Origin of the sequence: Enterobacter cloacae complex sp. 2022EL-00981, assembly GCF_028737495.1 — a bacterium.
Taxonomy (GTDB): Bacteria; Pseudomonadota; Gammaproteobacteria; order Enterobacterales; family Enterobacteriaceae; genus Enterobacter; species Enterobacter cloacae.
This window is the reverse complement of record NZ_JAQZRK010000023.1, coordinates 56,783-83,405: the sequence shown is the minus strand read 5'-3', so window position 1 is coordinate 83,405 and position 26,623 is coordinate 56,783. Positions and strand designations below refer to the sequence as shown.

The 26,623-nt window shown below is 53.8% G+C and carries 22 protein-coding genes; 10 read left to right on the top strand and 12 right to left on the bottom strand.

All coding sequences use genetic code 11. From position 1 onward, the window contains the following. Nucleotides 1-213: 213 nt before the first annotated feature. On the bottom strand, nt 214-2,157 hold the full coding sequence (cpdB, locus tag PUZ33_RS18210; RefSeq protein ID WP_058680769.1) for a 2',3'-cyclic-nucleotide 2'-phosphodiesterase: 1,944 nt from the start codon (nt 2,155-2,157) through the stop codon (nt 214-216). A gap of 190 nt (nt 2,158-2,347) precedes the next feature. Between cpdB and cysQ the strand changes: the two genes are divergently transcribed. Then, the gene (cysQ, locus tag PUZ33_RS18205) at nt 2,348-3,088 is read left to right on the top strand and encodes a 3'(2'),5'-bisphosphate nucleotidase CysQ (RefSeq protein ID WP_013095322.1); all 741 of its coding nucleotides are present in this window, start codon (nt 2,348-2,350) and stop codon (nt 3,086-3,088) included. Here cysQ and PUZ33_RS18200 read toward each other — a convergent pair. After that, nucleotides 3,082-3,639 carry a YtfJ family protein gene (locus tag PUZ33_RS18200; protein WP_013095323.1) on the bottom strand — a complete coding sequence of 186 codons (558 nt, stop codon included), beginning with the start codon at nt 3,637-3,639 and terminating at the stop codon, nt 3,082-3,084. The genes cysQ and PUZ33_RS18200 overlap by 7 nt on opposite strands. Nucleotides 3,640-3,963: 324 nt before the next feature. Here PUZ33_RS18200 and PUZ33_RS18195 point away from each other — a divergent pair, with 324 nt between their 5' ends. Next, the gene (locus PUZ33_RS18195; protein ID WP_008501430.1) at nt 3,964-4,170 is read left to right on the top strand and encodes a DUF1107 domain-containing protein; all 207 of its coding nucleotides are present in this window, start codon (nt 3,964-3,966) and stop codon (nt 4,168-4,170) included. A gap of 71 nt (nt 4,171-4,241) precedes the next feature. Here PUZ33_RS18195 and PUZ33_RS18190 read toward each other — a convergent pair whose 3' ends face one another. Further along, nucleotides 4,242-5,579, bottom strand: a complete 1,338-nt coding sequence (locus tag PUZ33_RS18190; RefSeq protein WP_013095324.1) for a hemolysin family protein — start codon at nt 5,577-5,579, stop codon at nt 4,242-4,244. Nucleotides 5,580-5,831: 252 nt separating this feature from the next. Between PUZ33_RS18190 and PUZ33_RS18185 the strand changes: the two genes are divergently transcribed. Then, nucleotides 5,832-6,974, top strand: coding sequence for an HNH endonuclease signature motif containing protein (locus PUZ33_RS18185; RefSeq protein WP_062676746.1), 1,143 nt, complete (start codon nt 5,832-5,834; stop codon nt 6,972-6,974). A 16-nt stretch (nt 6,975-6,990) separates the two neighbouring features. Further along, nucleotides 6,991-7,485, top strand: coding sequence for a YrhA family protein (locus PUZ33_RS18180; protein ID WP_376739897.1), 495 nt, complete (start codon nt 6,991-6,993; stop codon nt 7,483-7,485). Nucleotides 7,486-7,577: 92 nt separating this feature from the next. Here PUZ33_RS18180 and PUZ33_RS18175 read toward each other — a convergent pair whose 3' ends face one another. From PUZ33_RS18175 to PUZ33_RS18155, 5 genes are all read right to left on the bottom strand, one after another. Continuing rightward, the gene (locus tag PUZ33_RS18175) at nt 7,578-9,125 is read right to left on the bottom strand and encodes an MFS transporter (RefSeq protein ID WP_252107839.1); all 1,548 of its coding nucleotides are present in this window, start codon (nt 9,123-9,125) and stop codon (nt 7,578-7,580) included. 82 nt (nt 9,126-9,207) lie between these two features. After that, nucleotides 9,208-10,227 carry a Gfo/Idh/MocA family protein gene (locus PUZ33_RS18170; RefSeq protein ID WP_058680815.1) on the bottom strand — a complete coding sequence of 340 codons (1,020 nt, stop codon included), beginning with the start codon at nt 10,225-10,227 and terminating at the stop codon, nt 9,208-9,210. Nucleotides 10,228-10,239: 12 nt separating this feature from the next. Continuing rightward, nucleotides 10,240-11,307 carry a Gfo/Idh/MocA family protein gene (locus tag PUZ33_RS18165; protein ID WP_045902448.1) on the bottom strand — a complete coding sequence of 356 codons (1,068 nt, stop codon included), beginning with the start codon at nt 11,305-11,307 and terminating at the stop codon, nt 10,240-10,242. Next, a complete protein-coding gene (locus tag PUZ33_RS18160; protein WP_038984258.1) occupies nt 11,304-12,488 on the bottom strand; it encodes a Gfo/Idh/MocA family protein in 1,185 nt (394 codons plus the stop codon). The genes PUZ33_RS18165 and PUZ33_RS18160 overlap by 4 nt, the downstream gene beginning before the upstream one ends. 16 nt (nt 12,489-12,504) lie before the next feature. Beyond that, nucleotides 12,505-13,656 carry a Gfo/Idh/MocA family protein gene (locus tag PUZ33_RS18155; RefSeq protein ID WP_038984259.1) on the bottom strand — a complete coding sequence of 384 codons (1,152 nt, stop codon included), beginning with the start codon at nt 13,654-13,656 and terminating at the stop codon, nt 12,505-12,507. A gap of 192 nt (nt 13,657-13,848) precedes the next feature. Here PUZ33_RS18155 and PUZ33_RS18150 point away from each other — a divergent pair, with 192 nt between their 5' ends. After that, nucleotides 13,849-14,907, top strand: a complete 1,059-nt coding sequence (locus tag PUZ33_RS18150) for a LacI family DNA-binding transcriptional regulator (RefSeq protein WP_029882373.1) — start codon at nt 13,849-13,851, stop codon at nt 14,905-14,907. Here the strand turns inward: PUZ33_RS18150 and msrA are convergent, their stop codons facing one another. Further along, nucleotides 14,908-15,549, bottom strand: a complete 642-nt coding sequence (msrA, locus tag PUZ33_RS18145; RefSeq protein WP_014830428.1) for a peptide-methionine (S)-S-oxide reductase MsrA — start codon at nt 15,547-15,549, stop codon at nt 14,908-14,910. Between the two features lie 225 nt (nt 15,550-15,774). On the opposite strand from msrA, the gene tamA reads away from it, so the two are divergent. The 3 genes from tamA to PUZ33_RS18130 are packed head-to-tail and all read left to right on the top strand — an operon-like array spanning nt 15,775 to nt 21,628. Beyond that, the gene (gene tamA, locus PUZ33_RS18140; RefSeq protein WP_013095333.1) at nt 15,775-17,508 is read left to right on the top strand and encodes an autotransporter assembly complex protein TamA; all 1,734 of its coding nucleotides are present in this window, start codon (nt 15,775-15,777) and stop codon (nt 17,506-17,508) included. After that, the gene (tamB, locus tag PUZ33_RS18135; protein ID WP_040020477.1) at nt 17,505-21,281 is read left to right on the top strand and encodes an autotransporter assembly complex protein TamB; all 3,777 of its coding nucleotides are present in this window, start codon (nt 17,505-17,507) and stop codon (nt 21,279-21,281) included. The genes tamA and tamB overlap by 4 nt, the downstream gene beginning before the upstream one ends. Nucleotides 21,282-21,283: 2 nt before the next feature. Beyond that, a complete protein-coding gene (locus PUZ33_RS18130; protein WP_028027890.1) occupies nt 21,284-21,628 on the top strand; it encodes a gamma-glutamylcyclotransferase family protein in 345 nt (114 codons plus the stop codon). Nucleotides 21,629-21,940: 312 nt separating this feature from the next. Here PUZ33_RS18130 and PUZ33_RS18125 read toward each other — a convergent pair whose 3' ends face one another. From PUZ33_RS18125 to ppa, 3 genes are all read right to left on the bottom strand, one after another. Then, on the bottom strand, nt 21,941-22,411 hold the full coding sequence (locus PUZ33_RS18125; protein ID WP_058680813.1) for a hypothetical protein: 471 nt from the start codon (nt 22,409-22,411) through the stop codon (nt 21,941-21,943). Beyond that, nucleotides 22,408-22,992: a hypothetical protein gene (locus PUZ33_RS18120; protein WP_013095338.1), complete on the bottom strand. Its 585-nt coding sequence runs from the start codon at nt 22,990-22,992 to the stop codon at nt 22,408-22,410. The genes PUZ33_RS18125 and PUZ33_RS18120 overlap by 4 nt, the downstream gene beginning before the upstream one ends. Nucleotides 22,993-23,210: 218 nt before the next feature. After that, nucleotides 23,211-23,741, bottom strand: coding sequence for an inorganic diphosphatase (ppa, locus tag PUZ33_RS18115; protein ID WP_008501423.1), 531 nt, complete (start codon nt 23,739-23,741; stop codon nt 23,211-23,213). Nucleotides 23,742-24,050: 309 nt separating this feature from the next. Between ppa and ytfQ the strand changes: the two genes are divergently transcribed. Both ytfQ and ytfR read left to right on the top strand, forming a co-directional pair. Continuing rightward, nucleotides 24,051-25,007: a galactofuranose ABC transporter substrate-binding protein YtfQ gene (ytfQ, locus tag PUZ33_RS18110; protein ID WP_058680812.1), complete on the top strand. Its 957-nt coding sequence runs from the start codon at nt 24,051-24,053 to the stop codon at nt 25,005-25,007. A 106-nt stretch (nt 25,008-25,113) separates the two neighbouring features. Further along, nucleotides 25,114-26,616 carry a galactofuranose ABC transporter, ATP-binding protein YtfR gene (gene ytfR, locus PUZ33_RS18105; protein WP_058680811.1) on the top strand — a complete coding sequence of 501 codons (1,503 nt, stop codon included), beginning with the start codon at nt 25,114-25,116 and terminating at the stop codon, nt 26,614-26,616. The last annotated feature ends 7 nt before the right edge of the window (nt 26,617-26,623 follow it).

Here is a 26,623-nt window from a genome sequence, read left to right as displayed (position 1 = left end):
GACGGGTGCTGTCATACCTGAGTCTGGCAGAAGAAGTCATCCGGCATGAGCCCGGGAAAGTGAGACGGCTGAATATAGTTAACGAGATGAAAAAGCTGGGAAAAGAGTACAGTAATATGGTCATGGTTGCATGACCATATTACTGGGGATCCCTCAGCCCACAGGGAGAGGGAATAAACACTAAAAACGGCAACGTGCGTTGCCGTTTTGCTTTTACTTACTTAAATCTACCTGATAAATGGCGAACCCGATATCATCCGTCGCAACCTTCTTCATCGGATACTGCGCCTTCTCCTTAATAAACGCCGCAGCCTTATCCGACGGAGATGTTTCAATGCGAATATCCAGTGGGGTATCGCTGTGGATCGGGGCCAGACGCCAGTTGTTATCGACCGCCGGATGAATCTCTCCCGCCTTTTTCGACTCAGCGCTGATCCAGGCGGCCAGCACCGAGCGGTTCTCATCCGGGGATGCAAAAGCAATGTGGCTATCGCCGGTGCCGGCAAATTTGCCGCCATACGCGCGATAGTTATTGGTCACCACCAGGAAGGTGGCCGCCGGATCGACAGGTTTGCCCTTGAAGGTCAGGTTTTTGATGCGCTCTGCCTGCGGATTAATCGCCTGGCACTCACCGTCATATTTCGCCGGCTGGGTGACATCAATCTGATAATCCACCCCGTCGATAACGTCGAAGTTATAGGTGCGGAACCCGTCCCAGTTAATCAACGACTGCGGCTTGCTGCTCTTCGGATCGATCTGGTTAAACTGCCCGGCGGAGCATTCCAGCCACTCTTTCACCTCTTTACCCGTTGCTTTAACCACGACCAGCGTGTTCGGGTAGAGATAGAGATCGGCGGCGTTACGGAACGTCAGCTGGCCTTTTTCCACTTCAACATAGCTGGCCGGGTCATTTTTACGTCCGCCCACTTTGAACGGTGCGGCGGCGGAAAGCACCGGCAGGTTGGCTAAGTCCGGATCGCCCTGAACAAAATGTTCGGCATAGGCTTTCTGCGCCATGTTGACCACCTGAACGGTTGGGTCATCCTGTATCAGCGCCAGATAGCTGTACATGTTGTCGGCGGATTTGCCGATCGGCTTGCTAACGAATTCGCGGGTGGCGTCGTGGTCATGTTTGAGCACGTCGAGGAGTTTTTGGTCTTCAGCCGCCAGTGATTTTTTGGCGGCAGCATCGTAGATGGGGCGCGCTTCGGCTTTGGATCCGGTCACCTTCCAGCTGCCGCTGTCGTTATTGAGTACCAGATCCACCACGCCAAGATGGTCGCCCCACATGCCGGGCATTACCGCCGGCACGCCGTTGAGCGTTCCTTTGTCGATATCTGCCCCTTTGATGCTGGCAAAATCCTTACCCGGGAAGACCGCATGAGCGTGGCCGAAGAGGATCGCGTCCACGCCCGGCACTTCGCTCAGGTAGTAAACCGAGTTTTCCGCCATCACCTGATACGGATCGGCAGAGAGGCCCGAGTGGGCGACAACGACCACAACATCCGCCCCTTTTTCACGCATCTCCGGTACGTATTTACGCGCCGTTTCGGTGATGTCGTTAACGGTAACTTTGCCGGTGAGATTGGCTTTATCCCAGGTCATGATCTGGGGCGGTACAAAGCCGATGTAGCCAATTTTCAGCGTCTGCTTTTTACCGTCCTGATCAACAACCTCGGTCTCTTTAATCAGATAAGGGGTGAAAAGCGGCTTTTTGGTCTTAACGTCGATGATATTGGCGTTAACGTACGGGAATTTTGCGCCTGCCAGCGCATCGTGCAGGTATTTAAGACCATAGTTGAATTCGTGGTTACCGAGGTTGCCGACGGTATAATCCAGGGGGTTCATCGCTTTATACACCGGGTGGATCTCGCCTTTTTTCAGCCCCTTTGCCGCCATGTAGTCACCCAGCGGACTCCCCTGAATCAAATCACCGTTGTCGACCAGCACGCTATTTTTTACTTCATTGCGGGCGGCATTGATCAAACTTGCCGTGCGTACCAGTCCGAATTTTTCCGTAGGGGTATCTTTGTAGTAATCGAAGTCCATCATATTGCTGTGCAGGTCGGTGGTTTCCAGAATACGGAGATCGACCGTCGCCGCCTGTACGCTCGCTGCAATCAGCGTCGCCAGGAGCGTTGCGCTAAACTTAATCATCAGAGGAGTCCTTTTTTCGATCCAGGCCACAAAAGAATATGTATCTATCGTTTGTTGCTTACAGAAGTGTGAATCCTGCCAGAAAAAAGGGCGATGAAACCGGAATTGCTTCACAGATAGCGGAATTGTTCACATTACGATATAAATAAAACAAAGAGTTATACCCACTGCGTTAACGAAGAGGTGGAGAATGTTAGATAAAATTTGTCAGCTCGCACGGGATGCGGGCGATGCCATCATGCAGGTGTATGACGGCGCACAACCGATGAACGTTGTCAGCAAGGCGGATGATTCCCCGGTCACGGCGGCGGATATCGCGGCGCATGGCGTGATCATGAAAGGGCTACAGGCACTCACGCCAGAGATCCCCGTGCTTTCAGAAGAAGCGCCGCAGAGCTGGGATGAGCGTCAGCACTGGCAGCGTTACTGGCTGGTCGATCCTCTGGACGGCACCAAAGAGTTTATCAAGCGTAACGGTGAATTCACCGTGAATATCGCCCTGATCGACAAGGGCAAGGCGGTGCTTGGGGTGGTTTACGCGCCGGTGATGAAAGTGATGTACAGCGCCGCGGAAGGCAAGGCCTGGAAGGAAGAGTGTGGTGTCCGCAAGCCGATCCAGGTGCGCGATGCGCGCCCTCCGCTGGTGGTCATCAGCCGCTCGCACAGCGACAGCGAGTTGGAAGAGTACCTGCAACAGTTGGGTGAACATCAGACGACCTCGATTGGCTCCTCGCTGAAATTCTGTCTGGTGGCGGAGGGGCAGGCGCAGCTCTATCCCCGTTTCGGGCCGACGAACATCTGGGACACGGCAGCCGGCCACGCGGTAGCCGCGGCCGCGGGTGCGCATGTTCATGACTGGCAGGGCAAGCCGCTGGACTACACCCCGCGCGAATCATTCCTCAATCCAGGCTTCCGGGTCTCTCTTTACTGAGCCAGCAGCTTGTGCAGCAGATCAACCACCTGCTGCACCTCTTCCTGGGTTAACGCCCCGTCTTTTACCCACTGCACCTGGCCGTTTTTATCCAGCACGATAATCGCGGAACTCTCTTCCTCAAGCTGCCAGGCTTTGCGCGTCACGCCGTTGCTGTCGACAATAAACTGCGACCATGGGTAGAGCTTTTTGTTGCTCTCAAGGCTTGAGCGCACAAACATCCCGGAGCCAGGGATGGCATCGTCGGTGTTCACAATGGTGGTGGTCTGATAGCGGTCATGCGGGAATTTTGCGGCCTTGATCGCTTCCACCAGGTTTGCGTTTTTCTCTTTTGCAGATGTACGACCGGCAATATGTTGTACAACTCTCACTTTGCCCGCGAGCTGCGCGCTATTCCACGGTTTGTAGCTAAACTTATCATTGTCGAGAATCAATTCTCCCCGGTCAGCAATGCCGACTGGCGGTACGCGTTGTCCTTTTTCAATGTTGTGGGCACTCGCCCACAGGGGCAGGAGCAGGCATGCGGCTGCAAGAATGTTACGTAGGGTCATGGTGTTTCCTTATTGTATGCAGGTGATCCGACCACTTGGTCTTACGCTTTTAATCATAAGTGCGATCAATGGGCTTTTCCCGCAATCCCGATGCCAGTTTGCGGGCGAACGCACATATCCATAAAAAAACGACGGCTTATACTGCCTGTAGTCACAGTTTGAAAAGATTATTCTGAATAATTGTAATCAAACGGTAAATAAACTTATGCACACTGGGTAACTACGTAGTTCTGGTCTATAGTCATTGGGCAACAAAATTTGCGCTCAGAACAGTCGGGCCGATTGTGGCGCCGCAAGAGCGTATGATTCGCAGGAGATACAAGAATGAAAATTTTCCAACGCTACAACCCGCTTCAGGTGGCGAAGTACGTGAAGATCCTGTTCCGTGGACGGTTGTATATCAAGGATGTTGGCGCTTTTGAGTTTGATAAGGGCAAGATCCTTGTCCCAAAAGTGAAGGACAAACAGCACTTGTCTGTGATGTCCGAAGTCAACCGTCAGGTTATGCGTCTGCAAACTGAGATGGCTTAACCAACGTGCTATGCAGTAGTTAAAAAAACGGCTCCCGATGGGAGCCGTTGATGTTTGTGGGGGCAGGAACCTTACGCCGACACCTTCTCTTCCGCATCCGGCAGCTTCGGCACCAGCACGGTCGGTTTGTTATCAATACGCGTCACCAGCAGCTGGTCGATGCGGTAGTTATCAATATCCACCACTTCAAACTTGTAGCCGGAGAACTTCACCGAGTCGGTGCGCTTCGGGATTTTACGCAGCATAAACATCATAAAGCCGCCGATGGTCTCGTAGTTGCCTGACTGCGGGAACTCGTCGATATCCAGCACGCGCATCACGTCGTCGATTGGCGTTGCGCCGTCAATCAGCCATGAGTTCTCATCACGCGCCACAATCTGCTCTTCCAGACCCTGGCCGACCAGGTCACCCATCAGCGTGGTCATGACGTCGTTGAGGGTAATGATACCCACCACCAGCGCGTATTCGTTCATGATAACGGCGAAGTCTTCACCGGCGGTTTTGAAACTTTCCAGCGCTTCAGAGAGCGTCAACGTGTCCGGTACAATCAGGGTATTGCGGATCTGCACGCCGCTGTTAAGCGCCAGGCTTTGGTTCGCCAGCACGCGGTTCAGCAGATCTTTGGAGTCCACATAGCCGATGATGTGGTCGATATCTTCATTACAGACCAGGAATTTAGAGTGCGGGTGCTCCGCGACTTTATTCTTCAGGCTCTGCTCGTCTTCATGCAGATCGAACCAAATCACGCTTTCACGGCCCGTCATGGAAGAGGGCACGGTACGGGATTCCAGCTCGAACACATTTTCGATCAGCTCATGCTCTTGCTTACGCAGCACCCCGGCCAGCGCACCGGCTTCTACCACGGCGTAGATGTCGTCGGAGGTGATGTCATCTTTACGCACCATCGGCAGTTTAAAGATGCGGAAGATGACGTTCGCCAGGCCGTTGAAGAACCACACCAGCGGACGGAACACGAACAGGCAGAAGCGCATCGGGTTGATGATACGCAAAGCCACAGCTTCTGGCGCAATCATACCGATGCGTTTCGGGGTCAGGTCAGCGAACAGGATGAACATCCCGGTGACCAGCGAGAAGGAGAGAATAAAGCTCATCTGCTCGGCAAGTTCGGCGGACATGTACTGGACGAACAGGCTGTAAAAGGCCGGAGAAAACGCTGCATCCCCCACGATACCGCCGAGAATAGCGACCGCGTTCAGGCCAATTTGTACCACGGTGAAGAACGTTCCAGGATTTTCCTGCATCTTCAGGATACGGGAAGCATTGATGTTGCCTTCGTCGGCAAGCAGCTTAAGTTTGATTTTACGGGACGCGGCCAGCGAGATCTCGGATATCGAGAAAAATGCGCTGACGGCTATCAGACAAAGTATTACTAAAATACTGTTTAACATAGTTTATCCGGCTTCTCGCCAGATCCTCGGAAGGGAAGTTGATACCATTTGTGTGGAAACACATTGAACGTCAGCTCGTAGCGTTGAGCTGATTATTTCAGCGGGTAGTATAGCGTAAAGAGATGTAAACCTGCCAGAGGTCACATTTTTGTGTACTAATGGGAAATCCGCGTGGAGCAGGTCAAAACAATCGTTTTGTTTTCAAGGCGATGCGGTTATAAAATGCACAGATCGTTACCAAAAGGAGTTGGTATGAGTTTTAGCTTACCGGGATTTAACTTGTTTTACCTGTCCAGGGATAACCTTGAACCAGAGAAGTATGAGTTGATTACTCGCCCTTCTGTCACATGGGATTACATCAGACAGGAGTATGAATTCGATGACAGGTATCGTGATCATTATCATGTCGAAGGGCTCAGGCCACGACCATCCTGTTCACGTAGCTACGCTTATCAGAACAATCATTCAAATGGATTCAACACAGAAAGGCGGCTGAGATACCTTGTCTTCAGAGGTGAAGTTGTGATGTTAAACCGTTACGGTTCCCCTGGAGAACTTTTCTATATTGATGAAGAAGGCCAGCTTATCTGCAGGAATTACCATGTGTTTGAAATGAACGGGGCTGAACGGATCCTGAGAGAGTACAGGAATTCTGTCGGATGCAGGCACTACCGTTCAGGAAAGCCCCGCCCAACTTCGTTTGCTTTATCTTTCTCAGGCGGAATATCAGCACCTGCTTCTGAGCCGACATACCAGACAATTAACAGCAAGGCTGCAGGACGTCTACTGGCGGCTGGCGGTGTCTACAATGGTAACATTGAGGGATTCAGGAAAACAGCTGAGCAGTTAGGTGGAGATGCTGTAAAGGGGTATGATCAGGTTCTGAATGAACAAACGGCTGGTACAGCTATTGCGGCGGCTTCAATTCTGTTAGCGAAACGACCTAATAGCGAGTCTTTTGGAGAAGTGTATAACTACTTAGGTAAAGTAAGAGGAGAGACAAAACTATTAAACAATATAGAAGTGAAAGAAATAAATTATATAAAACGTGATCCTTCTGAAACTATGTTACTGAGGAAAGAATTTAATAATACAGTGAGGAAGAAATTTCTTAATCAATTATCCAGTTCTTCAGATGCAGCTAACGTCTTCGAACCTTCAGATTTGTTCAAAATGAGTAAGGGTACAGTACCAGATGGCTGGGAAGTTCATCATAAACTACCATTGGATGATGGTGGCACAAATGCCTTTGATAACTTATCATTGATTGAAAAAGAACCGTTTCATAAGGTGTTAACAAATATGCAGCGAACATCGACAAGAGGTATGCTACCGGGAGACAGCAAAGTAATTCCATGGGTTATGCCTAATGGTTCGATTTATCCGCTTAAATAATTTGATGGGTATGAAAATGAAATCAAATGTAACAGATCTACTAATAGAATTAAGAAAGATGATGACAGATTTAGAATACCCAGTACAGCAACCTATTAACACATCATTTCTTGACAGTCTAACAAAAGGACATAGAAATACTGCATCACCAATACTGGATCAAATTGGAAATGAAATTTGTCTTCTTTTAGCTAATCAACCTGATTATACTACATTCATCAAAACAATGGATGGATTTGAGTATAATGGGCTGACAATGTTTAGTTTATCAATTCCAGAACCAATAGTTAAAAATTTGTTCATTATGAATGAGTTTTATCGTAATAATGATTATTTAGATCCCGAATTACAAGAACGATTGGTTATTGGGGAGGATGGAATGTCATTGTTTACTTATGATACAAAAATGAATTTATTTGAAATTCGTGACAATGCCTCTACAGAGTCGATATATGGTTCCTTTGATAATTTCAATGACTTTTTAAGTGAAATAGTTGACTCTGTAAAATAAAAATTATTTCAGTGAATCTAAATCCACTTAGAGGTCTGACATTACAGCTAGTAAGAGGCCGGGCAGGTGGGGAACCGGCCCGGCGAGACGCGCTATTTTGCGGCCGATAACCCGACGTTGTTCACTGCACGACGGGCAGCATCGCCTCCCCACACCTGATCGTACTCATAGCCTGTGAGCTGTTTTATCACCACGCGGGTATTGGCATCGCAGTCGCGGTAATCACCGCCCAGCTTACGGCGGGCAATCTCCTTGAGAAGCAGCTTATGCGTGTCGCGGGTGAGCTTGAATTTATAGGTAGTGAAGAAGCTCACCGCCAGCAGGGCTGCCGTCGCGAAGATCATCAGGCCTATAATCGCCCCCAGCGCGCTTTCAGGCTGTGCGCCGCCGCCCTTCACAAAGCCGGACTCCTGCAGGACCAGGCCAATAATCATGATGGCGATCGCCACGGTGCTTTTGCGGGTCAGGACCATTACCCCGGCAAAAATCCCTTCGCGGCGCTGCTGCGTCACCATCTCGTCAATATCAGGAATGAAGCTGTAGATATTCCACGGTATGTAATAGAGGCCCGCGCGGGTGGCGCCCAGCAGGATAAAGACCGCCGTGAACAGCAGCGTGGGCACCTGGGTTTTGGTCAGGTAGACCGTAAACAGGAACACCAGCACGAAGAATATCCCGCCATAAGAGAGGCGCAAGGCGGCAGAAGGGGAGACATTCAGCCTGTTCAGCAACAGCATAAATCCATATGTGCCAGGTACCGAGGCGAAAGCCGCAATGCTCAGCCAGCCGGAGACGGCTGCCGCGTCCTGGCTCAGACAATACACGACATAATAGGTAAAGACCGAACCGAATACGTCCATCGCCGTAAATGAAAAGATATAAATAATAATATGCAGGCGGAACGCGCGAATACGGAAAGAGGAAAAGAGATCCAGCACCAGATATTTCAGGTGATTAATTAATCCGCTGCTGCGCTGTTTATCCACTTTAAACGTGGATGGCTGTTGCACATCTTTCGCTTCCCAGGTGGTGTACCAGGTAATAAATACCGCAATACAGAATACGCAGGAGAATATCAGCGCGGTAAGAGTATAGGTAAACGGATTATCTTTCCCCGTGAACTGCATAATGACGCCGGGAACGGAAACCGCAAGAAAGCCGCCGAGCTGAGAGCAGATCATACGCACGCCGGAGAGACGGCTACGCTCTTCATACCGGTTAGTCATCTCAGCGGCCAGGGTTTCCCAGGGCACCAGCACCATCGCCGACAATAGCTCAATAGAGAGGTAAGTGCCAAGGTAATACCAGTAACCCATGTCCGTAAGCCACAGCAGGGCATACAGAAACATTAAGGGCGAACTGAGTAATAAAAAGAAGCGGCGACGGCCAAATTTACGCCCGAGCCAGGTATCACCGAAATTATCAGTAATATAACCCATAATCGGGCTTAATAACGCATCAATGACGCGGGCAATAGCAAATATCGAACCCGCTTCGACGACAGAGAGCCCGCAATAGGTGGTGTAAAAAAATAAAAGCCAGGTGCCGATAATGGCGAAAGCGCCTCCGCCAAACAGATCGGTTATACCGTAGCCGAGCGCCACGCCATAACCCACTCTACGTTCAGTTGGTTTGACCATAATAATATCCAGTGTAGGGTAATGATTAACCCGATCTGTCGGGTCGTTTTTTATTTACTGCTGGAATACAAATTACGTTCTATTAATTGATTTCTATCCATTGCCTTAATTGAGATGATCGATAAATAGCCTCCACAAGGGTGAGTGATTTCCCGGCTTCACGGATATCGGTGTAATCCGTGTAACCGGGGTGAGTGATAGCCTGATAAAAACGGCGGATCGCCTGCTGGTGGCCCAGCCCCCAGTAGCTTTTGACCGAACCGTCCGGGGAGTCGTCGCAGGTGAGCCTGACGCGCTCGCCCGGCGTCACGCGCCAGAGCGTGTTGTTGTTCAGCAGCAGCGAGCCCTGCTCGCAGTGGATCTCCATCAGAAGCGGGGAATCGGTGGTATTGCAGTTGCTGGCGTAAAACAGGCCGCGCGCGCCGTTAGCAAAGTGCAGCGTGGCCATCGCGCTGTCTTCGCCTTCCGTCACGTCCGCCAGCTCACCGCTATCCACCACACCTTTCACACGCGTCACGCCGCCGGCGAACCACTGCATCAGGTCGAGGGTATGAATGGCCTGGTTGATCAGCAGGCTGCCTCCTTCCGTAGCCAGTCGCCCACGCCACGGACTTTGGGTGTAGTACGCGCCCGAGCGTGACCACGTCAGCACCGCTTTGATGCTGAGCATTTTCCCCAGCTCGCCTTCGTCCAGCGCCTGGCGAATGCGCAGGCTGGTGGGGTTGAGCCGGTTCTGATAACACACGCCGAGCAGACCCGACGCCTTGTCAGCGGCGCGGGTGATATCCACCAGTTCGCTGCTGTTCATGCCCACCGGTTTTTCGCAGAAAACATGCTTTCCGGCGGCGAGGGCCGCCAGAATCATGCTTTTATGCTCAAAGTGCGGCGTGCAGATATGGATCACATCGATGGCATCATCCAGCAGCATCTCCCGGTAATCCTGATAGAAGCGGCACTGATAGCCCAATGCCAGCTTCAGCCCTTTGACGCTGTCGATATCTGCCAGCGCGCGCAGCGCAACGTTGGGGAGCTGGCGCAGCGCATTCACGTGGCAACCGTGAATCGCTCCGGCGCCGATCACCGCCGTGTTCAGGAGCTTCATTGTCGCCTCCCGTTATGCTGTTGCGTTGGCCAGCATCTGTGCCTTCACGCAGAGCTCCGCCGCCTTAAAGGCGTGAGCCTGGGTCATGGCATGTTCAGTACGATGCAAACAGTCGAGGATCAGTTCGCCAAAGAACGGGAATCCGACCTGGCCGGCGACCGGATAACGGAACTCCCCCTCGTTATTGACGAGATACACTACGTCCTGTTCACCACGGGTGAGATCGACATATTTGCGGATCTCGATATAGCCTTCGGTGCCCAGCAGCGTCAGGCGGCCATCGCCCCAGGTCGAGAGCCCGTCAGGGGTAAACCAGTCGCAGCGGAAATAGCCGCTGGCGCCGTTTTCCCCTTTCAGCATGGCATCGCCAAAATCTTCGAAGGCGGGGTACTGGGGGTGTTTAACGTTCCGTACCTGGCTTGCCACCACGATGGCGTCACTGTTGCCGGTATAAAACAGGAACTGCTCAATCTGATGGCTGCCGATATCGCATAGAATGCCGCCGAAATAGCGCCGATCGTAGAACCAGTCCGGGCGGCCGGTCCCTTCCCGGTGCGGGCCCGTCCCCAGCGTTTGTACGACGCGGCCAATGGCCCCTTGCTGCACCAGCTGTCCGGCAAAGACCGCGCTCTCAACATGCAGGCGTTCGCTGTAATACACTGCGTATTTCCGGCCCGTTTTTTCCACCATGGCTTTGGCATCCGCCAGTTGTTCAAGGGTGGTAAGGGGGGCTTTATCGGTGAAGTAATCTTTGCCTGCGGCCATCGCTTTTAGCCCCAGCGCGCAGCGCTCGGCGGGAATGGCGGCGCCAGCTACCAGACGCACCTCATCGTCGGCGAGTATGACATCCAGGGAGTCTGCAACCCTGGCCTGCGGATACTGCTGAATGAATTTGTCCACTTTTGCCGGATCGGGGTCGTAGACCCATTTCAGCGTGGCGCCCGCTTCAATCAGGCCGTTACTCATGCCGTAGATATGGCCGTGGTCGAGCGCGGCAGCGGCAAAGACAAACTCTCCTTCCCTGACAACGGGCTGAGGTTTACCCACTGGCGCGTAGTTCATGCCGTCATTTTTGTTCATGATGTCACTCCTTCATCCAGATCTTTGCCCAGGGGAATCGCACCGACTTCGCTGAAGTTGGCGACGCTTGCGGATTTTTCATAAAAACGGGGGGCGAGGGCGTTGGTCCCGCCGGTACGGTAAAACGGATCGTCGCGTTGAATCGGCAGCGAAACCACGCAGCGGGTGATGGCGGATTTATAAATCGCGGTTATCAGCTCCAGCGAGCGTTTGCCCTGCAGGCCATCCACTAACGGCGCCGTGCCGTGCTCGATGGCATACAGCAGGTCATTAATCTGCCCGGTGTGCAGCGTCCATTCGAGCTTCGGCGTCTCGTGAAAAACGGCGTTAAGCTGCGCTTCCCGTTGCCGGTCCCGATCCTCCTGGGGGAAGCCGTTATCAGCGCTGACGCTGGCAAAGGCCTGCCACGGTGCGGAGATGCGCGCCTTTTCACCCTGGATAATGATTTTCTGATCTTCGCCATGGTGCACGACCGAGGCGGTTAGCTGAGTGAGTGCGCCGCTGGGGTATTTAAATATTGCCGCGCTGAGATCTTCGACTTCAGCGTTGTCGTGCGCCACGTTGGTCATCATAGCCACCACTTCAGACGGGAAGCCCTGCATCCACTGAATGGCGTCGATGTGGTGAACAGCGTGGTTAAGGGTGCAGCCGCCGCCCTCTTTTTCCCAGGTGCCGCGCCACCACAGGTCGTAGTAGCAGTGTCCGCGCCACCAGAACGAGTCCACCTGGGCATGGCACACCTTGCCAGCAAGGCCCGAATCCAGCGCCGCTTTTAAACGCCAGAAGGCATCGGTAAAGCGGTTTTGAGCGATGATGGCGAGCAATTTACCGCTGGCCTGTTGCGCGGCGATCATGGCGTCGCACTCCTCCAGCGAGGCGGCCATCGGTTTTTCGCACAGCACATGGCAACCCGCATTGAGGGCATTAATGCTTATCTCTGCATGAACGTAGGGCGGCGTGCAGACGTCGACGATATCGATATCTGGCTCTGACGCCAGCATCTGCTCGTGGCTTTCATACACGCGTGCGTCCGTCAGGTTGTAGCGTGCTTTTTTCTCGTGGGCTTTTTCCGGGTAGATATCGACCAGCGCGACGATCCGGCAGCGTTGGCCAAACTGCAAATAACCCTGAATATGGTTATGCGAGATATTTCCTGTTCCCACGATAGCGACATTTAACATCGTTTCTTCTCCTGAGTTACCAGGTGCCGGAGGCATCCAGCGTGACGCTGGCGGTCTCTTTAGCCACTGAGGTGCTGATACGCTGTTGAAGCAAGCGCAGATACTGTTTCTCGTTGAGCGGGAGGTCGACCCAGTCGTCGGTCCAGGTGGAGAGGTGCATGGCGTTGGAGAGTGTTAATCCGTGGATCCCTTCCAGCCCCGGGGCAATGAGTGGCTCGCCGCGCAGGATGGCGCCGCAGAAATTGGCGGTAATGACGTGGTGTTCGCTGCATTCCGGGCCGACGGGAAGCGTGACCTCCCAGCATTCCGGTTCACCAAAGCCGTTTTGCCAGCGGGCGTTGAAGGCGGTTTCAGATTCCCGCAGCCGCCAGTAGCGCAGTTTCCCTTCTTCGACGACCACCTTGCCGCGATCGCCGACGATCTCCAGCCGGTTGGTCCCCGGCGTTTCAGCCACGGTCGTGATAAATACGCCCGTCGCACCGTTGGCGTATTCGGCGTAGGCGGTGACCTCATCTTCCACTTCAATGTCGCGATGCTTACCAAACTGGCAAAACGCGCGCAGACGGATCGGCATACCAACCAGCCACTGCCAGAGATCAAGCTGATGCGGGTCCTGATTGAGCAGTACGCCACCGCCTTCTCCTTTCCAGGTGGCGCGCCAGCCGCCGGAGTTGTAGTAGCTCTGCGAGCGATACCAGTTGGTAATGATCCAGTTGGAGCGGCGGATCTCACCCAGCTCGCCGCTGTCGATCAGATCTTTCACCTTCTGGTAGAGCGGGTTCGGGCGCTGGTTGTACATGATGCCGAACACCACATCGCAGGTCTGGGCACAGGCGTTCATCTCCTGCACCTGCGCCGTATACACGCCGGCCGGTTTTTCGCAGAGCGTGTGGATGCCGTGGCGCATTGCCAGCATCGACAGACGCGGATGCTCGTAGTGCGGTGTTGCGACAATCACCGCGTCGATAAGCCCGCTCTGAAGCATCTCCTGCGCGTCGCTGAAAAGGGGGAGGGAGCCGACCAGCTGGCGAATGGCCGGATGCTTTTCCGGTGCATTATCACAAACTGCCGCCAGGCATGCGTCACTGACCGTACCCGCCAGTAAATAACGGGCGTGGACCGTACCGATATTACCTATTCCGATAATGCCAAAACGTACCTTCTCCATGTCACACCTTAATTTCAGTTGAAATGAGGGATGACCGGAAAATAGGAAAGGGGAGCCGCAGCGACAATGTGTTTTTGTGAGAATACTCGCAAGCTGTTTAAGTAATCTCCAGGGTCTCTGAAATTTGGTTTTAAAATCAAAGCGCTGTTTCTGCAAATATTTGCAAAAACTGATTGAGAGCGAGGTCACACTATGCCGGGCAGGTTAAAAATGGAGGAGATTGCGACCCTGACGGGGTATTCCGTCAGCACGGTTTCGCGGGTATTAAGCGGCAAGTCTTATGCCAGCGATAAAGCCCGTGACGCGATCGTTCGCACCGCGCGCGAATTAGGTGTTCTGGAGGCAATGGCAAGCGGAAGGCTGTTAATTAACGGTATCGCTGTCTTTGCCCCGGAAAGAACTTTTCAGGGGCGTGGAGACATTTTTTATCTGGAAGTGACCAAAGGCATTGCTGAAGCGTGCGCCCCGCATAACGTGTGGGTCAGTTGCTGCGGATTAGAAGAGCAGCACGCCGACGTGAAATTGTTTATGGAAAAGGCCAGCCATAAGAATATCAACGCAATAATAATTATTGGGACTGATGATTCCACCATCTTTAAACTGGCGAGCACGCTGAATAAGCCCTGCGTATTGATTAACTCCGTTGATCGGGATCGGGTGCTGGACGCCGTATCACCCGATCACCGGGCGATTGGTTTCACCGCCATGCAGTACCTTTTTGAGCAGGGGCACCGCCGAGTGCTCACGCTCACCTGCCTGCGGCGTGAGACGCTGTATGCGCGTCTGGACGGCATTAAAGAGGCGTACCGCCATTTTCACGTGGCCTTTGATCCCCAGCGTGATTTGCTGGTGACGGAGTGGTTTACGGCAGAGGAGGCCGAGCGGGCGCTGGATGCATGGCTGTTAAGTCATGACAGATCGCAGTGGCCAGAGGTGATTTTCCCGAACAGTACCAGCATGACGGAGGGGGTGATCAGGGCGTTAACGCGCCACGGGCTGCGCATTCCGGAAGACATTTCGCTCATTACGACCGATTTTGCATGGAATTTAGCGCACCGTCTGGAAAAACCGATCACAGGCGTCACGGTGCCCTGCCGTGAGCTGGGGATTGAGGCCGTACACCTGCTGCAAACGCGGCTCAACCGACCTCAGGCGCCGGTCTATAACCTGCTGTTGCAGGGCAAAGTCATGGATTACGGCTCAGTCAGTAATGCCACGCGCCACGCGGCTCGCGTGGCGCTGGATCAGTAATCAGGCAAGCTGCGGCGGCAGGCACACGCCGATGCCACCAATTCCGCAGTAGCCGTACGGATTTTTGTGCAGATACTGCTGGTGGTCGTCCTCGGCATAGTAGAACGGTTTCGCGGTGGTGATTTCCGTTGTCACCTCGCGCGTATCACCTGCGTCGCGCATGGCCTGCTGGAAACGCTCCTTACTGGCGAGTGCGGCGGCTTCCTGCTCAGGCGTGAGCGGATAAATCGCCGAACGATACTGGGTGCCATGGTCATTACCCTGACGCATACCCTGCGCCGGGTCGTGGTTTTCCCAGAATACCTGCAGCAGCTGTTCATAGCTGATGACGGACGGGTCGTATACCACGCGTACGGCTTCAGCATGGCCGGTCTCGCCGGAGCAGACTTCGCGGTAGGTGGGGTTTGGCGTATATCCGCCCGTGTAGCCCGCCGCGGTGCTGTAGACGCCAGGCAACTGCCAGTAGAGGCGTTCCACGCCCCAGAAGCAGCCCATGGCAAACAGGGCGATTTCCATGCCTTCAGGTACGTTGGTCATGGAATGGCCATTCACGGCGTGTAAGGTTGCGACTGGCATAGGGGTGTTGCGTCCCGGTAATGCATCTGCTTGTGAAACCAGATGCTTTTTGTCGAATAAACTCACGATGGGGCCTCCCGGGGTGCGATGTTTCGGTTAAGGTTGTCACGAAGCGTTTAATTGAACACAATAAATGCGCTGAATGAGTCTAGATTTAATCATAAGAAATATTTGGGTGTTACACCCTTTTTCAACCCGAGAATTGGGTTTTTTGGCCAACAGGCCGTATTTTGCCGCGGAGCGGCACTTCATTTGCTTCCAGGGTGGAAACAGGGATATTCAGGAGAGAACGTGACAAAAATCCGCCAGTTATGTTTGGTCAGTGTCTTGCTGACAAGCGGGGTTGCCAGCGCGGCGAATGTCCGTTTGCAGGTTGAGGGGTTATCCGGGGCGCTGGAAAAAAACGTGCGTGCACAGCTGTCGACGATTGAAAGTGACGAAGTGACGCCGGACCGGCGTTTTCGTGCACGCGTGGATGACGCGATACGCGAAGGGCTAAAAGCCCTGGGATATTACGAACCCACCATCGATTTCGATCTCCGCCCACCGCCAAAAAAGGGGCGGCAGGTGCTTATTGCCCGCGTCTCGCCGGGTGAGCCGGTGCTGATAGGCGGCACCAATGTGGTGTTACGCGGCGGCGCGCGTACCGATCGCGATTATCTGGATCTGCTCAGTACGCGGCCTAAAATTGGTACCGTACTGAATCACGGTGATTACGACAGTTTCAAAAAATCGCTGACGAGCGTCTCCTTACGCAAGGGCTACTTCGACAGCCAGTTCAATAAAAGCCAGCTGGGCATTGCGCTGGGCAGACGCCAGGCCTTCTGGGATATTGACTACGACAGCGGCGAACGCTACCGCTTTGGCGACGTGACGTTCGAAGGCTCGCAAATTCGTGAAGAGTACCTGCAAAACCTCGTGCCGTTCAAAAAGGGTGACTACTACCATTCACGCGATCTGGCCGAGCTGAACCGCCGCCTGTCGGCAACCGGGTGGTTTAATTCGGTGGTTGTTGCGCCGGAGTTTGAAAAGGCCCGCAAAACCAAGGTATTACCACTGCACGGTGTGGTGTCGCCACGCACCGAAAACACCATTGAGACCGGGGCTGGCTATTCAACGGACGTGGGGCCGCGCGTGAGGGCGACCTGGAAAAAGCCGTGGATGAACTCGTACGGCCATAGCCTGACCACCAGTGCCAGTATCTCAGCCCCGGAGCAACAGCTCGACTTCAGCTACAAAATCCCGCTGCTGAAGAACCCGCTTGAGCAGTATTACCTGGTCCAGGGGGGCTTTAAGCGTACCGATCTGAACGATACCGAGTCGGATTCCACCACGCTTGCCGTATCCCGATTCTGGGATCTCTCCAGCGGCTGGCAGCGCGCCATTAACCTGCGCTGGAGTCTTGACCACTTTACCCAGGCCAACGTCACCAACACCACCATGCTGCTCTATCCGGGGGTGATGATCAGCCGTACCCGCTCACGCGGCGGCCTGATGCCGACCTGGGGCGATTCCCAGCGTTACTCTATCGATTACTCCAACACCATGTGGGGTTCCGATGTGGATTTCTCGGTGATTCAGGCGCAAAACGTCTGGATCCGCACGCTGTATGACAAACACCGCTTTGTGATGCGCGGGAACCTCGGCTGGATTGAAACCGGCGACTTCGACAAAGTCCCGCCCGACCTGCGCTTCTTCGCCGGGGGCGACCGCAGTATCCGCGGCTACAAATACAAATCCATCGCGCCTAAAGATGATGACGGCAAGCTGATCGGGGCCTCCAAGCTGGCGACCGGCTCGCTGGAGTACCAGTACAACGTCAGCGGAAAATGGTGGGGCGCCATGTTTGTGGACGGCGGCGAAGCGGTGAGCGATATCCGCCGCAGTGATTTCAAAACCGGCGCGGGCGTGGGCGTGCGCTGGCAGTCGCCCGTCGGGCCCATCAAGCTCGACTTCGCTGTGCCGGTGGGTGACAAAGAAGAACACGGTTTACAGTTTTACATCGGTCTGGGGCCTGAATTATGAGTTTATGGAAGAAGATAAGCCTCGGAGTACTGATTTTTATCGTGCTGCTGCTCGGTACGGTGGCGTTTCTGGTGGGCACGACAACCGGCCTGCATCTGCTGTTTAACGCGGCGAACCGCTGGGTACCCGGGCTGGAAATCGGCCAGGTGACGGGCGGCTGGCGCGATCTACGTCTGAAGAATATTCGCTACGAGCAGCCTGGCGTTGCGGTCAACGCGGGCGAGTTTCACCTTGCCGTCAGGCTGGGTTGCCTGCGGGACAGTAAGCTCTGCGTCAACGACCTGTCGCTAAAAGATGTGAACGTGGCGATTGATTCGGAGAAAATGCCGAAATCAGCGCCGGTTGAAGAAGAGGACAGCGGCCCGCTGAATCTCTCGACACCGTACCCGATTGCGCTTTATCGGGTGGCGCTGGACAACGTCAATGTCAAAATCGATGACACCACCGTATCGGTGATGGATTTCACCTCCGGCCTGCGCTGGCAGGAGAAAAACCTCACCCTGACGCCAACCACCCTGCAGGGATTGCTGATCGCGCTGCCGAAGGTGGCGGACGTGGCGCAAGAGGAGATCGTCGAGCCGAAGATCCAGAACCCACAGCCGGAAGAGAAACCGCTGGGTGAAACGCTGAAAGATCTGTTCTCGAAGCCCGTCCTGCCGGAGATGACGGACGTGCACCTGCCGCTGAACCTGAATATCGAAGCGTTCAAGGGCGAGCAGTTGCGTCTGACTGGCGACACCGATCTCACGGTCTATAACATGTTGCTGAAGGTCAGCAGCATCGACGGCAACATGAAGCTCGACGCGCTGGATATCGACACCAACCAGGGCTCTGTCAATGCCTCGGGTCATGCCCTGCTGCGTGACAACTGGCCGGTGGATATTACCCTGAACAGCGCGCTCAACATCGATCCGCTGAAAGGCGAAAAAGTGAAGGTCAAGGTGGGCGGCGCGCTACGCGACAAGCTGGATGTCGGGGTGAATCTCTCCGGCCCGGTGGACATGGTCCTGCGCGCGCAAACCCAGCTGGCGGAAGCCGGACTGCCACTTAACCTTGAGGTGGTCAGCAAGCAGCTGTACTGGCCGTTCACCGGCGAAAAACAGTTCCAGGCCGATGACCTGAAGCTGAAGCTGAGCGGCAAGATGACCGATTACACGCTGTCGTTCCGTACCGCCGTGAAGGGCCAGGACGTGCCACCCGCCACGATCACGCTGGATGCAAAAGGGAATGAACAGCAGGTTAATCTCGACAAACTGACCGTTGCGGCGCTGGAAGGCAAAACCGAGCTGACCGCGCTGCTCGACTGGCAGCAGGCGATCAGCTGGCGCGGTGAGCTGAAGCTCTCGGGGATTAACACGGCGAAAGAGGTGCCGGACTGGCCGTCAAAACTGGACGGTCTTATCAAAACCCGCGGCAGCCTGTACGGCGGCACGTGGCAGATGGATGTCCCGGAAATCAAGCTCACCGGTAACGTGAAGCAGAACAAGGTTAACGTAGAAGGTTCGCTCAAAGGCAACAGCTACCTGCAGTGGGTGATCCCGGGTCTGCACGTGGCGCTGGGGCGCAACACGGCGGATATCAAAGGTGAACTGGGGGTGAAAGATCTGAACCTCGACGCCACTATCGATGCGCCGAATCTGGATAACGCCCTTCCGGGGCTTGGCGGCACGGCGAAGGGGCTGCTTAAGGTGCGCGGCACGGTGGATGCACCGCAGTTGCTGGCGGATATCACGGCCAGTAACCTGCGCTGGCAGGAGCTGTCCATCGCCCGCGTTCGCGTTGACGGGGATGTGAAATCCACCGATCAGATCGGCGGTAACCTGAACCTGCGCGTGGAACGCATTTCTCAGCCGGACGTGAACATTAATCTGGTGACCCTGGACGCCAAAGGCAACGAGAAGCAGCACGACCTCCAGCTGCGCGTGCAGGGCGAGCCGGTTTCCGGGCAGCTTCACCTGACGGGGAGCTTCGACCGCAAGGCGGAGCGCTGGAAAGGGACGCTCGACAATACCCGTTTCAACACCCCGGTAGGGCCATTGGTGCTGTCACGCGCTATTGCCCTGGACTACCGCAATGCCGAACAAAAGATCAGCATTGGCCCACACTGCTGGACCAACCCGAATGCGGAGCTGTGTGTGCCGCAGACCATCGACGCGGGAGCGGAAGGGCGCGCGCAGATCACCCTCAATCGTTTTGATCTGGCGATGTTAAAACCGTTCATGCCGGATACCACTCAGGCGAGCGGCGTCTTTAGCGGGAAGGCTGATGTGGCCTGGGACACCACCAAAGAGGGGCTGCCACAGGGCAGCGTGACGCTTTCTGGCCGCAACGTGAAGGTGACACAGGATGTCAACAACGCGCCGCTGCCGGTGGCGTTTGATACCCTGAACCTGAGCGCGGATCTGCACAACAACCGCGCCGAGCTGGGGTGGCTTATCCGCCTGACCAATAATGGCCAGTTCGACGGTAAGGTGCAGATTACTGACCCACAAGGGCGACGTAATCTGGGCGGGAACGTCTCTATTCGCAACTTCAACCTGGCGATGGTTAACCCGATTTTCTCGCGCGGTGAAAAAGCGGCGGGGATGCTCAACGCGAACCTGCGGCTGGCGGGCAACGCGCAAAGCCCGCAGCTGTTCGGTCAGATGCAGCTAAACGGTGTGGATATCGACGGCAACTTTATGCCGTTCGATATGCAGCCAAGCCAGATTACGATGAACTTCAACGGGATGAGCTCAACGCTGAACGGCTCGGTGCTGACCCAGCAGGGGCAAATCAACCTCAGCGGTGACGCCGACTGGAGCCAGCTTGATAACTGGCGCGCCCGTATCGCCGCGAAAGGCAGCAAGGTGAGGATCACCGTACCGCCGATGGTACGTCTGGATGTCTCGCCGGATATCGTCTTTGAAGCAACGCCGAGCCTCTTTACCCTCGACGGGAACGTGGACGTGCCGTGGGCGCGCATCGTGGTTCACGAGGTGCCGGAAAGCGCGGTGGGCGTCTCCAGTGATGAAGTGATGCTCGACGATAACCTCAAGCCGATTAATCAGCAAAGCGCGGGCATTCCGATCAACAGCAATCTTACCGTGCATGTGGGGAATAACGTTCGTCTGAACGCGTTTGGGCTGAAGGCACGCCTGACGGGTGACCTGAAAGTGGCGCAGGACAGACAGGGGCTTGGCCTGAACGGGCAGATCAACATTCCTGAAGGGCGCTTCCATGCTTATGGTCAGGATTTGATAGTGCGTAAAGGTGAACTGCTGTTCTCCGGTCCGCCGGATCAGCCGCTGCTCAACATTGAAGCGATTCGTAACCCGGAAGCGACAGAAAACGACGTGATTGCGGGCGTGCGCGTCACCGGTTCGGCCGACGAACCGAAGGCGGAGATCTTCTCCGACCCGGCGATGTCCCAGCAGGAAGCACTCTCTTACCTGCTGCGTGGTCAGGGCCTGGATAGCGGCCAAAGCGACAGTGCAGCGATGACCTCAATGTTAGTGGGTCTGGGGGTTGCACAAAGTGGTCAGGTTGTGGGTAAAATCGGTGAGACGTTCGGCGTAAGCAATCTGGCGCTGGACACCCAGGGCGTGGGTGACTCCTCGCAGGTGGTGGTCAGCGGCTATGTACTGCCGGGTCTGCAGGTAAAATATGGCGTGGGGATCTTTGACTCGCTGGCAACTCTCACGTTACGCTATCGCCTGATGCCTAAGCTATATCTGGAAGCAGTGTCCGGCGTAGACCAGGCACTTGATCTGCTCTATCAGTTTGAGTTTTAGCAATGCGAATATTTGTCTACGGCAGTTTACGAACCAAGCAAGGCAACAGTCACTGGATGACCAATGCCCTGTTGCTTGGGAATTACAATATCGAAAACTACCAGTTGTACAGCCTGGGCCACTATCCAGGCGCGGTTCCCGGCGAAGGAACAGTACACGGTGAAGTTTATCGTATTGATAACGCGACACTTGCCGAACTTGATGCCTTGCGCACCAGGGGCGGTGAATACGCGCGCCAGTTGATCCAGACGCCGTACGGAAGTGCGTGGATGTACGTCTACCAGCGTCCGGTCGAAGGGTTAACGCGGATTGTAAGCGGTAACTGGTTAGACAGAGACCAGTACTGAAAAAACAACGCCACCGTGAGGTGGCGTTGTTTTTTGTGCCTTCAACTCTCTTCTGTATCCCGGCGACGGGTTAAAAACAGAGGAACAAACAGCATGATGTACGGGGCAATAAGCCATAACAGGCACAGGGCGCGTGAACGGCCATAGTAGTTTATGCACCGCGTATTGCTTGAAATGACGGGCAGGAAAAACAGTAAAAACAGCAGAATCGCATAATCACTTCGACAAGGGATCCATAAGTACCCCAAAAACCAGGCAAGCTGGAATGCCAGGATGCAGAGATACTGCCATTTACTGTCTTTGCCGTAACAGTCAAACGCCTTTATGTAGCCCATCTTTATGCTTTGAAGAAAGAAACTTAGCATGTATAACGCTCACGATCGCGACGGTCAGGAGGGTGCTCGTGAGCAACGCCCCTAAAAAATAGCCGTAGGTAATGTCAGTAGCACCCGGGCCTAAAGTATGCAATTTACTATATCCTCTCTCTACGGCAATGAAAAGCGTATAGAGACCGATATTAATACAGAACTGAAGCAGACATGAAACAACGATATTTCTGGGGATTCTTTTTAATAGAGTGAGCGAGGCATAAATAATACATGCTGAAAGAACGAAGAAGAACCCGTTGAATAAACTGGATAATAAGGCGCTGTTCACTTCGCTAAATATTAAATTATTGCTCCCATAGTACCATGCCAGGTATTCAGTATATGTGCTTCTGCCAAAGATAAAGGCGGCAATAATAAGGATGAAAAGACTCACGATATGAGTTTTTTTATTCATAATTTTGCTCCTTTTGAGAGCAGTTCTTTCATTGTTTTACTGGCTTCTAGCTGATCTTTGATTATGGCAAGATCGCGCGTGTTATGGTTATATTTTGCAATAGCGGTTGGCGTGCCTTTTCCACCATTGTCCATAAAGAAAACAATATCCTTACGGCCATACAGAAGAACTTGTGGAATGGGATCACGGCCATAACTCACCGCCTGTGGCAGCGAGTGGATAGACTCTGTCGTGAGGAACCGAGGAATATTTTCAAGTTCAATATTACCTAACGGTGTTGTGGCAACAAGGGAGCCGATAAAATCGGTCGTATACACTAACGTATCTGTATCTTTGGTCGTGACTTTTGAACCCGTAATATATTTTATCTGTTGCCAAAGAGTAATGTCTTTGGGGATAACCTTAACACCATCCATAAACATATCTTGCTTGCGTTTGAGCTGAATGACAGTACGGTGTACCTGTGTCAAAGAGGGACTTATTTCCCCAAAAGAAGGCATCAGGCCATCGCGAGAATACAGGCGTTCAATGATAAAATAAATTCCAGTTGGGCGGGCAACATCAATGTTAATGGATGACATGTGAATCCTATAATGAATGGGGATTAATGTTCATCGTGACAGTATGTTGTTAATGACCAGTCTATTCAACTATCCCCACCATAAATGATAGTGCATCGTTTATGGTTTTATTATAGGTATGAAAAGGAATGAGATTCTTCTTAAATATCCGCTTGTGATGCGTTAGCCAGGTACAAAAAAGCCCCGACCAGCGGGGCTTTATCGATGTGCGGTAAGAATTACTTCTTAGCAGCGCGTTCGAAAGAGGCGATGATTTCTGCTTTCGCCGCTTCTGCGTTGTCCCAGCCGTCAACTTTAACCCACTTGCCTTTTTCGAGGTCTTTGTAGTGCTCGAAGAAGTGAGTGATCTGCGCTTTCAGCAGTTCTGGCAGGTCGTTCACATCTTTGATGTGATCGTACTCTTTGCTCAGCTTGGTGTGCGGTACCGCAACCAGTTTCGCATCTTCACCGGATTCGTCGGTCATTTTCAGCACGCCAACTGGGCGGCAGCGAATGACTGCGCCTGGCTGCAGTGGGTATGGCGTTGGAACCAGCACGTCAACCGGGTCACCGTCCAGAGACAGGGTGTGGTTGATGTAACCGTAGTTGCATGGATAGAACATCGCGGTAGACATGAAACGGTCTACAAACAGCGCACCGCTCTCTTTGTCCACTTCGTATTTGATAGGATCTGCGTTAGCCGGGATTTCGATAACAACGTAGATGTCTTCTGGCAGTTCTTTACCCGCAGGGACGTTGAGTAAGCTCATGTCTGTGTCCTTTAAAATGGATGGTAAACAAGTGGCAGGTATTATAGCCAACTGGCGCTGAATGTCTCCGCCTGTTTTCGTCTTCTCACCGCGTTCGTCTCACTTTTCAGACCGATTCCATGACAGAAAAATCCATAAACTCAGCCGCATTTTTCATGGAGAAATGAAAGCGATTACAAACTTGTGATTAACGTTTTATTCACTTTTCTGAAGTGTGATGTAACGCAATTCGTTACATATTTCATTGGCTATAGTCATTTCGCAGAACATCTTTTAACCAACAATAACTCACCCTACGAGGACGTTCATATGTGGAAGCGCTTACTTCTTGTCACAGCAGTTTCGGCAGCCATGTCGTCTATGGCGATGGCCGCACCTTTAACCGTAGGATTTTCGCAGGTCGGCTCTGAATCAGGCTGGCGTGCGGCAGAAACCAACGTGGCGAAAAGCGAGGCCCAGAAACGCGGCATCACGCTGAAGATCGCCGATGGCCAGCAAAAACAGGAAAACCAGATTAAAGCCGTGCGTTCGTTTATTGCGCAGGGTGTGGATGCCATCTTTATTGCACCCGTTGTGGCGACCGGCTGGGAGCCTGTCCTGAAGGAAGCGAAAGATGCTGAGATCCCGGTCTTCCTGCTCGATCGTTCCATCGATGTAAAAGACAAATCTCTCTATATGACCACCGTGACCGCCAACAACGTTCTTGAAGGGCAATTAATTGGTGACTGGCTGGTGAAACAGGTGGATGGCAAGCCGTGTAACGTCGTTGAGCTGCAAGGTACGGTCGGCGCGAGCGTGGCCATCGACCGTAAGAAGGGGTTTGCTGAGGCCATCGCCAAAGCGCCAAACATTAAAATTATCCGTTCTCAGTCCGGCGACTTTACCCGCAGTAAAGGTAAAGAGGTCATGGAGAGCTTTATCAAGGCTGAAAACAACGGCAAGAACATCTGCATGGTTTACGCCCACAACGATGACATGGTGATCGGGGCGATTCAGGCCATTAAAGAAGCGGGCCTGAAACCGGGCAAAGATATCCTCACCGGCTCTATCGACGGCGTGCCGGACATCTACAAAGCGATGATCGACGGCGAAGCCAACGCCAGCGTGGAGCTCACGCCAAACATGGCCGGTCCGGCATTCGATGCGCTGGAGAAATTCAAGAAGGACGGCACGATGTCTGAGAAGGTGACGGTCACCAAATCCACTCTCTACCTGCCGGATACCGCGAAAGAAGAGTTAGAGAAGAAGAAAAATATGGGCTACTAAGCTTGTCTGAACATGCCGGGTGACGCTGCGCTTACCCGGCCTACGATACGCTCTTTTGTAGGCCGGATAAGCGTAGCGCCATCCGGCTTGATGCAGGGGGAAAACCATGACCACTGAACAACACCAGGAAATCCTCCGCACAGAGGGCTTGAGTAAATTCTTCCCCGGCGTAAAAGCGCTGGATAACGTTGATTTTAGCCTGCGACTCGGCGAGATCATGGCGTTGCTGGGCGAGAACGGTGCGGGGAAATCGACGCTGATTAAAGCCCTGACCGGTGTTTATCACGCCGATCGCGGCACCATCTGGCTGGAAGGTAACGCCATATCACCCAAAAATACCGCCCATGCGCAGCAGCTGGGGATCGGTACGGTGTACCAGGAGGTGAACCTGCTGCCGAATATGTCGGTCGCGGATAACCTGTTTATTGGCCGGGAGCCACGACGCTTTGGCCTGCTGCGCCGCAAGGAGATGGAAGCGCGGGCGACAAAACTGATGGCGTCTTACGGCTTCTCTCTCGATGTACGCGAGCCGCTGAACCGTTTTTCCGTCGCCATGCAGCAGATTGTCGCCATTTGTCGCGCTATCGACCTCTCGGCAAAAGTGCTGATCCTTGATGAGCCCACCGCCAGCCTCGATACCCAGGAAGTGGAGATGCTCTTTACCCTGATGCGCCAGCTGCGCAATCAGGGCGTGAGCCTGATCTTCGTCACCCATTTCCTCGATCAGGTGTATGAGGTGAGCGATCGCATTACGGTGCTGCGCAACGGCAGTTTTGTCGGTTGCCGCGACACCCGCGAGCTGCCGCAGATTGAACTGGTCAAAATGATGCTCGGCCGCGAGCTGGAATCCAATGCGCTCCAGCGTGCCGGCCGTACGCTGCTGAGTGAGAAACCGGTCGCCGCGTTCAGTGATTTCGGCAAGAAAGGGGTGATCTCGCCGTTTAACCTGGAGGTGCGCCCCGGTGAAATTGTCGGTCTGGCGGGCCTGTTAGGCTCGGGCCGTACCGAAACCGCCGAGGTGATCTTCGGGATCAAGCCTGCAGACAGCGGCACCGCGCAGATCAAAGGTAAACCGCAAACCCTGCGCTCGCCGCATCAGGCCTCCTGTCTGGGTGTGGGTTTCTGCCCGGAAGACAGAAAAACGGATGGCATTATTGCCGCCGCCTCGGTGCGGGAAAATATCATTCTGGCCTTACAGGCGCAGCGCGGCTGGCTGCGGCCGATCCCACGGAAAGAGCAAAACGCCATTGCCGAGCGCTTTATTCGCCAGCTCGGTATCCGTACCCCGAGCGCAGAACAGCCGATAGAATTCCTCTCCGGGGGCAACCAGCAGAAGGTACTGCTTTCCCGCTGGCTACTGACCAAACCTCAGTTCCTGATCCTCGATGAACCGACCCGCGGCATTGACGTGGGGGCGCACGCCGAAATTATCCGCCTTATTGAAACCCTGTGCGCGGACGGGCTGGCGCTGCTGGTCATCTCGTCTGAACTGGAGGAGCTGGTGGGCTATGCCGATCGCGTCATCATCATGCGCGATCGCAAGCAGGTGGCAGAGATCCCGCTGGATAAACTGTCCGTTCCGGCAATCATGAATGCCATCGCGGCGTAAGGAGTGA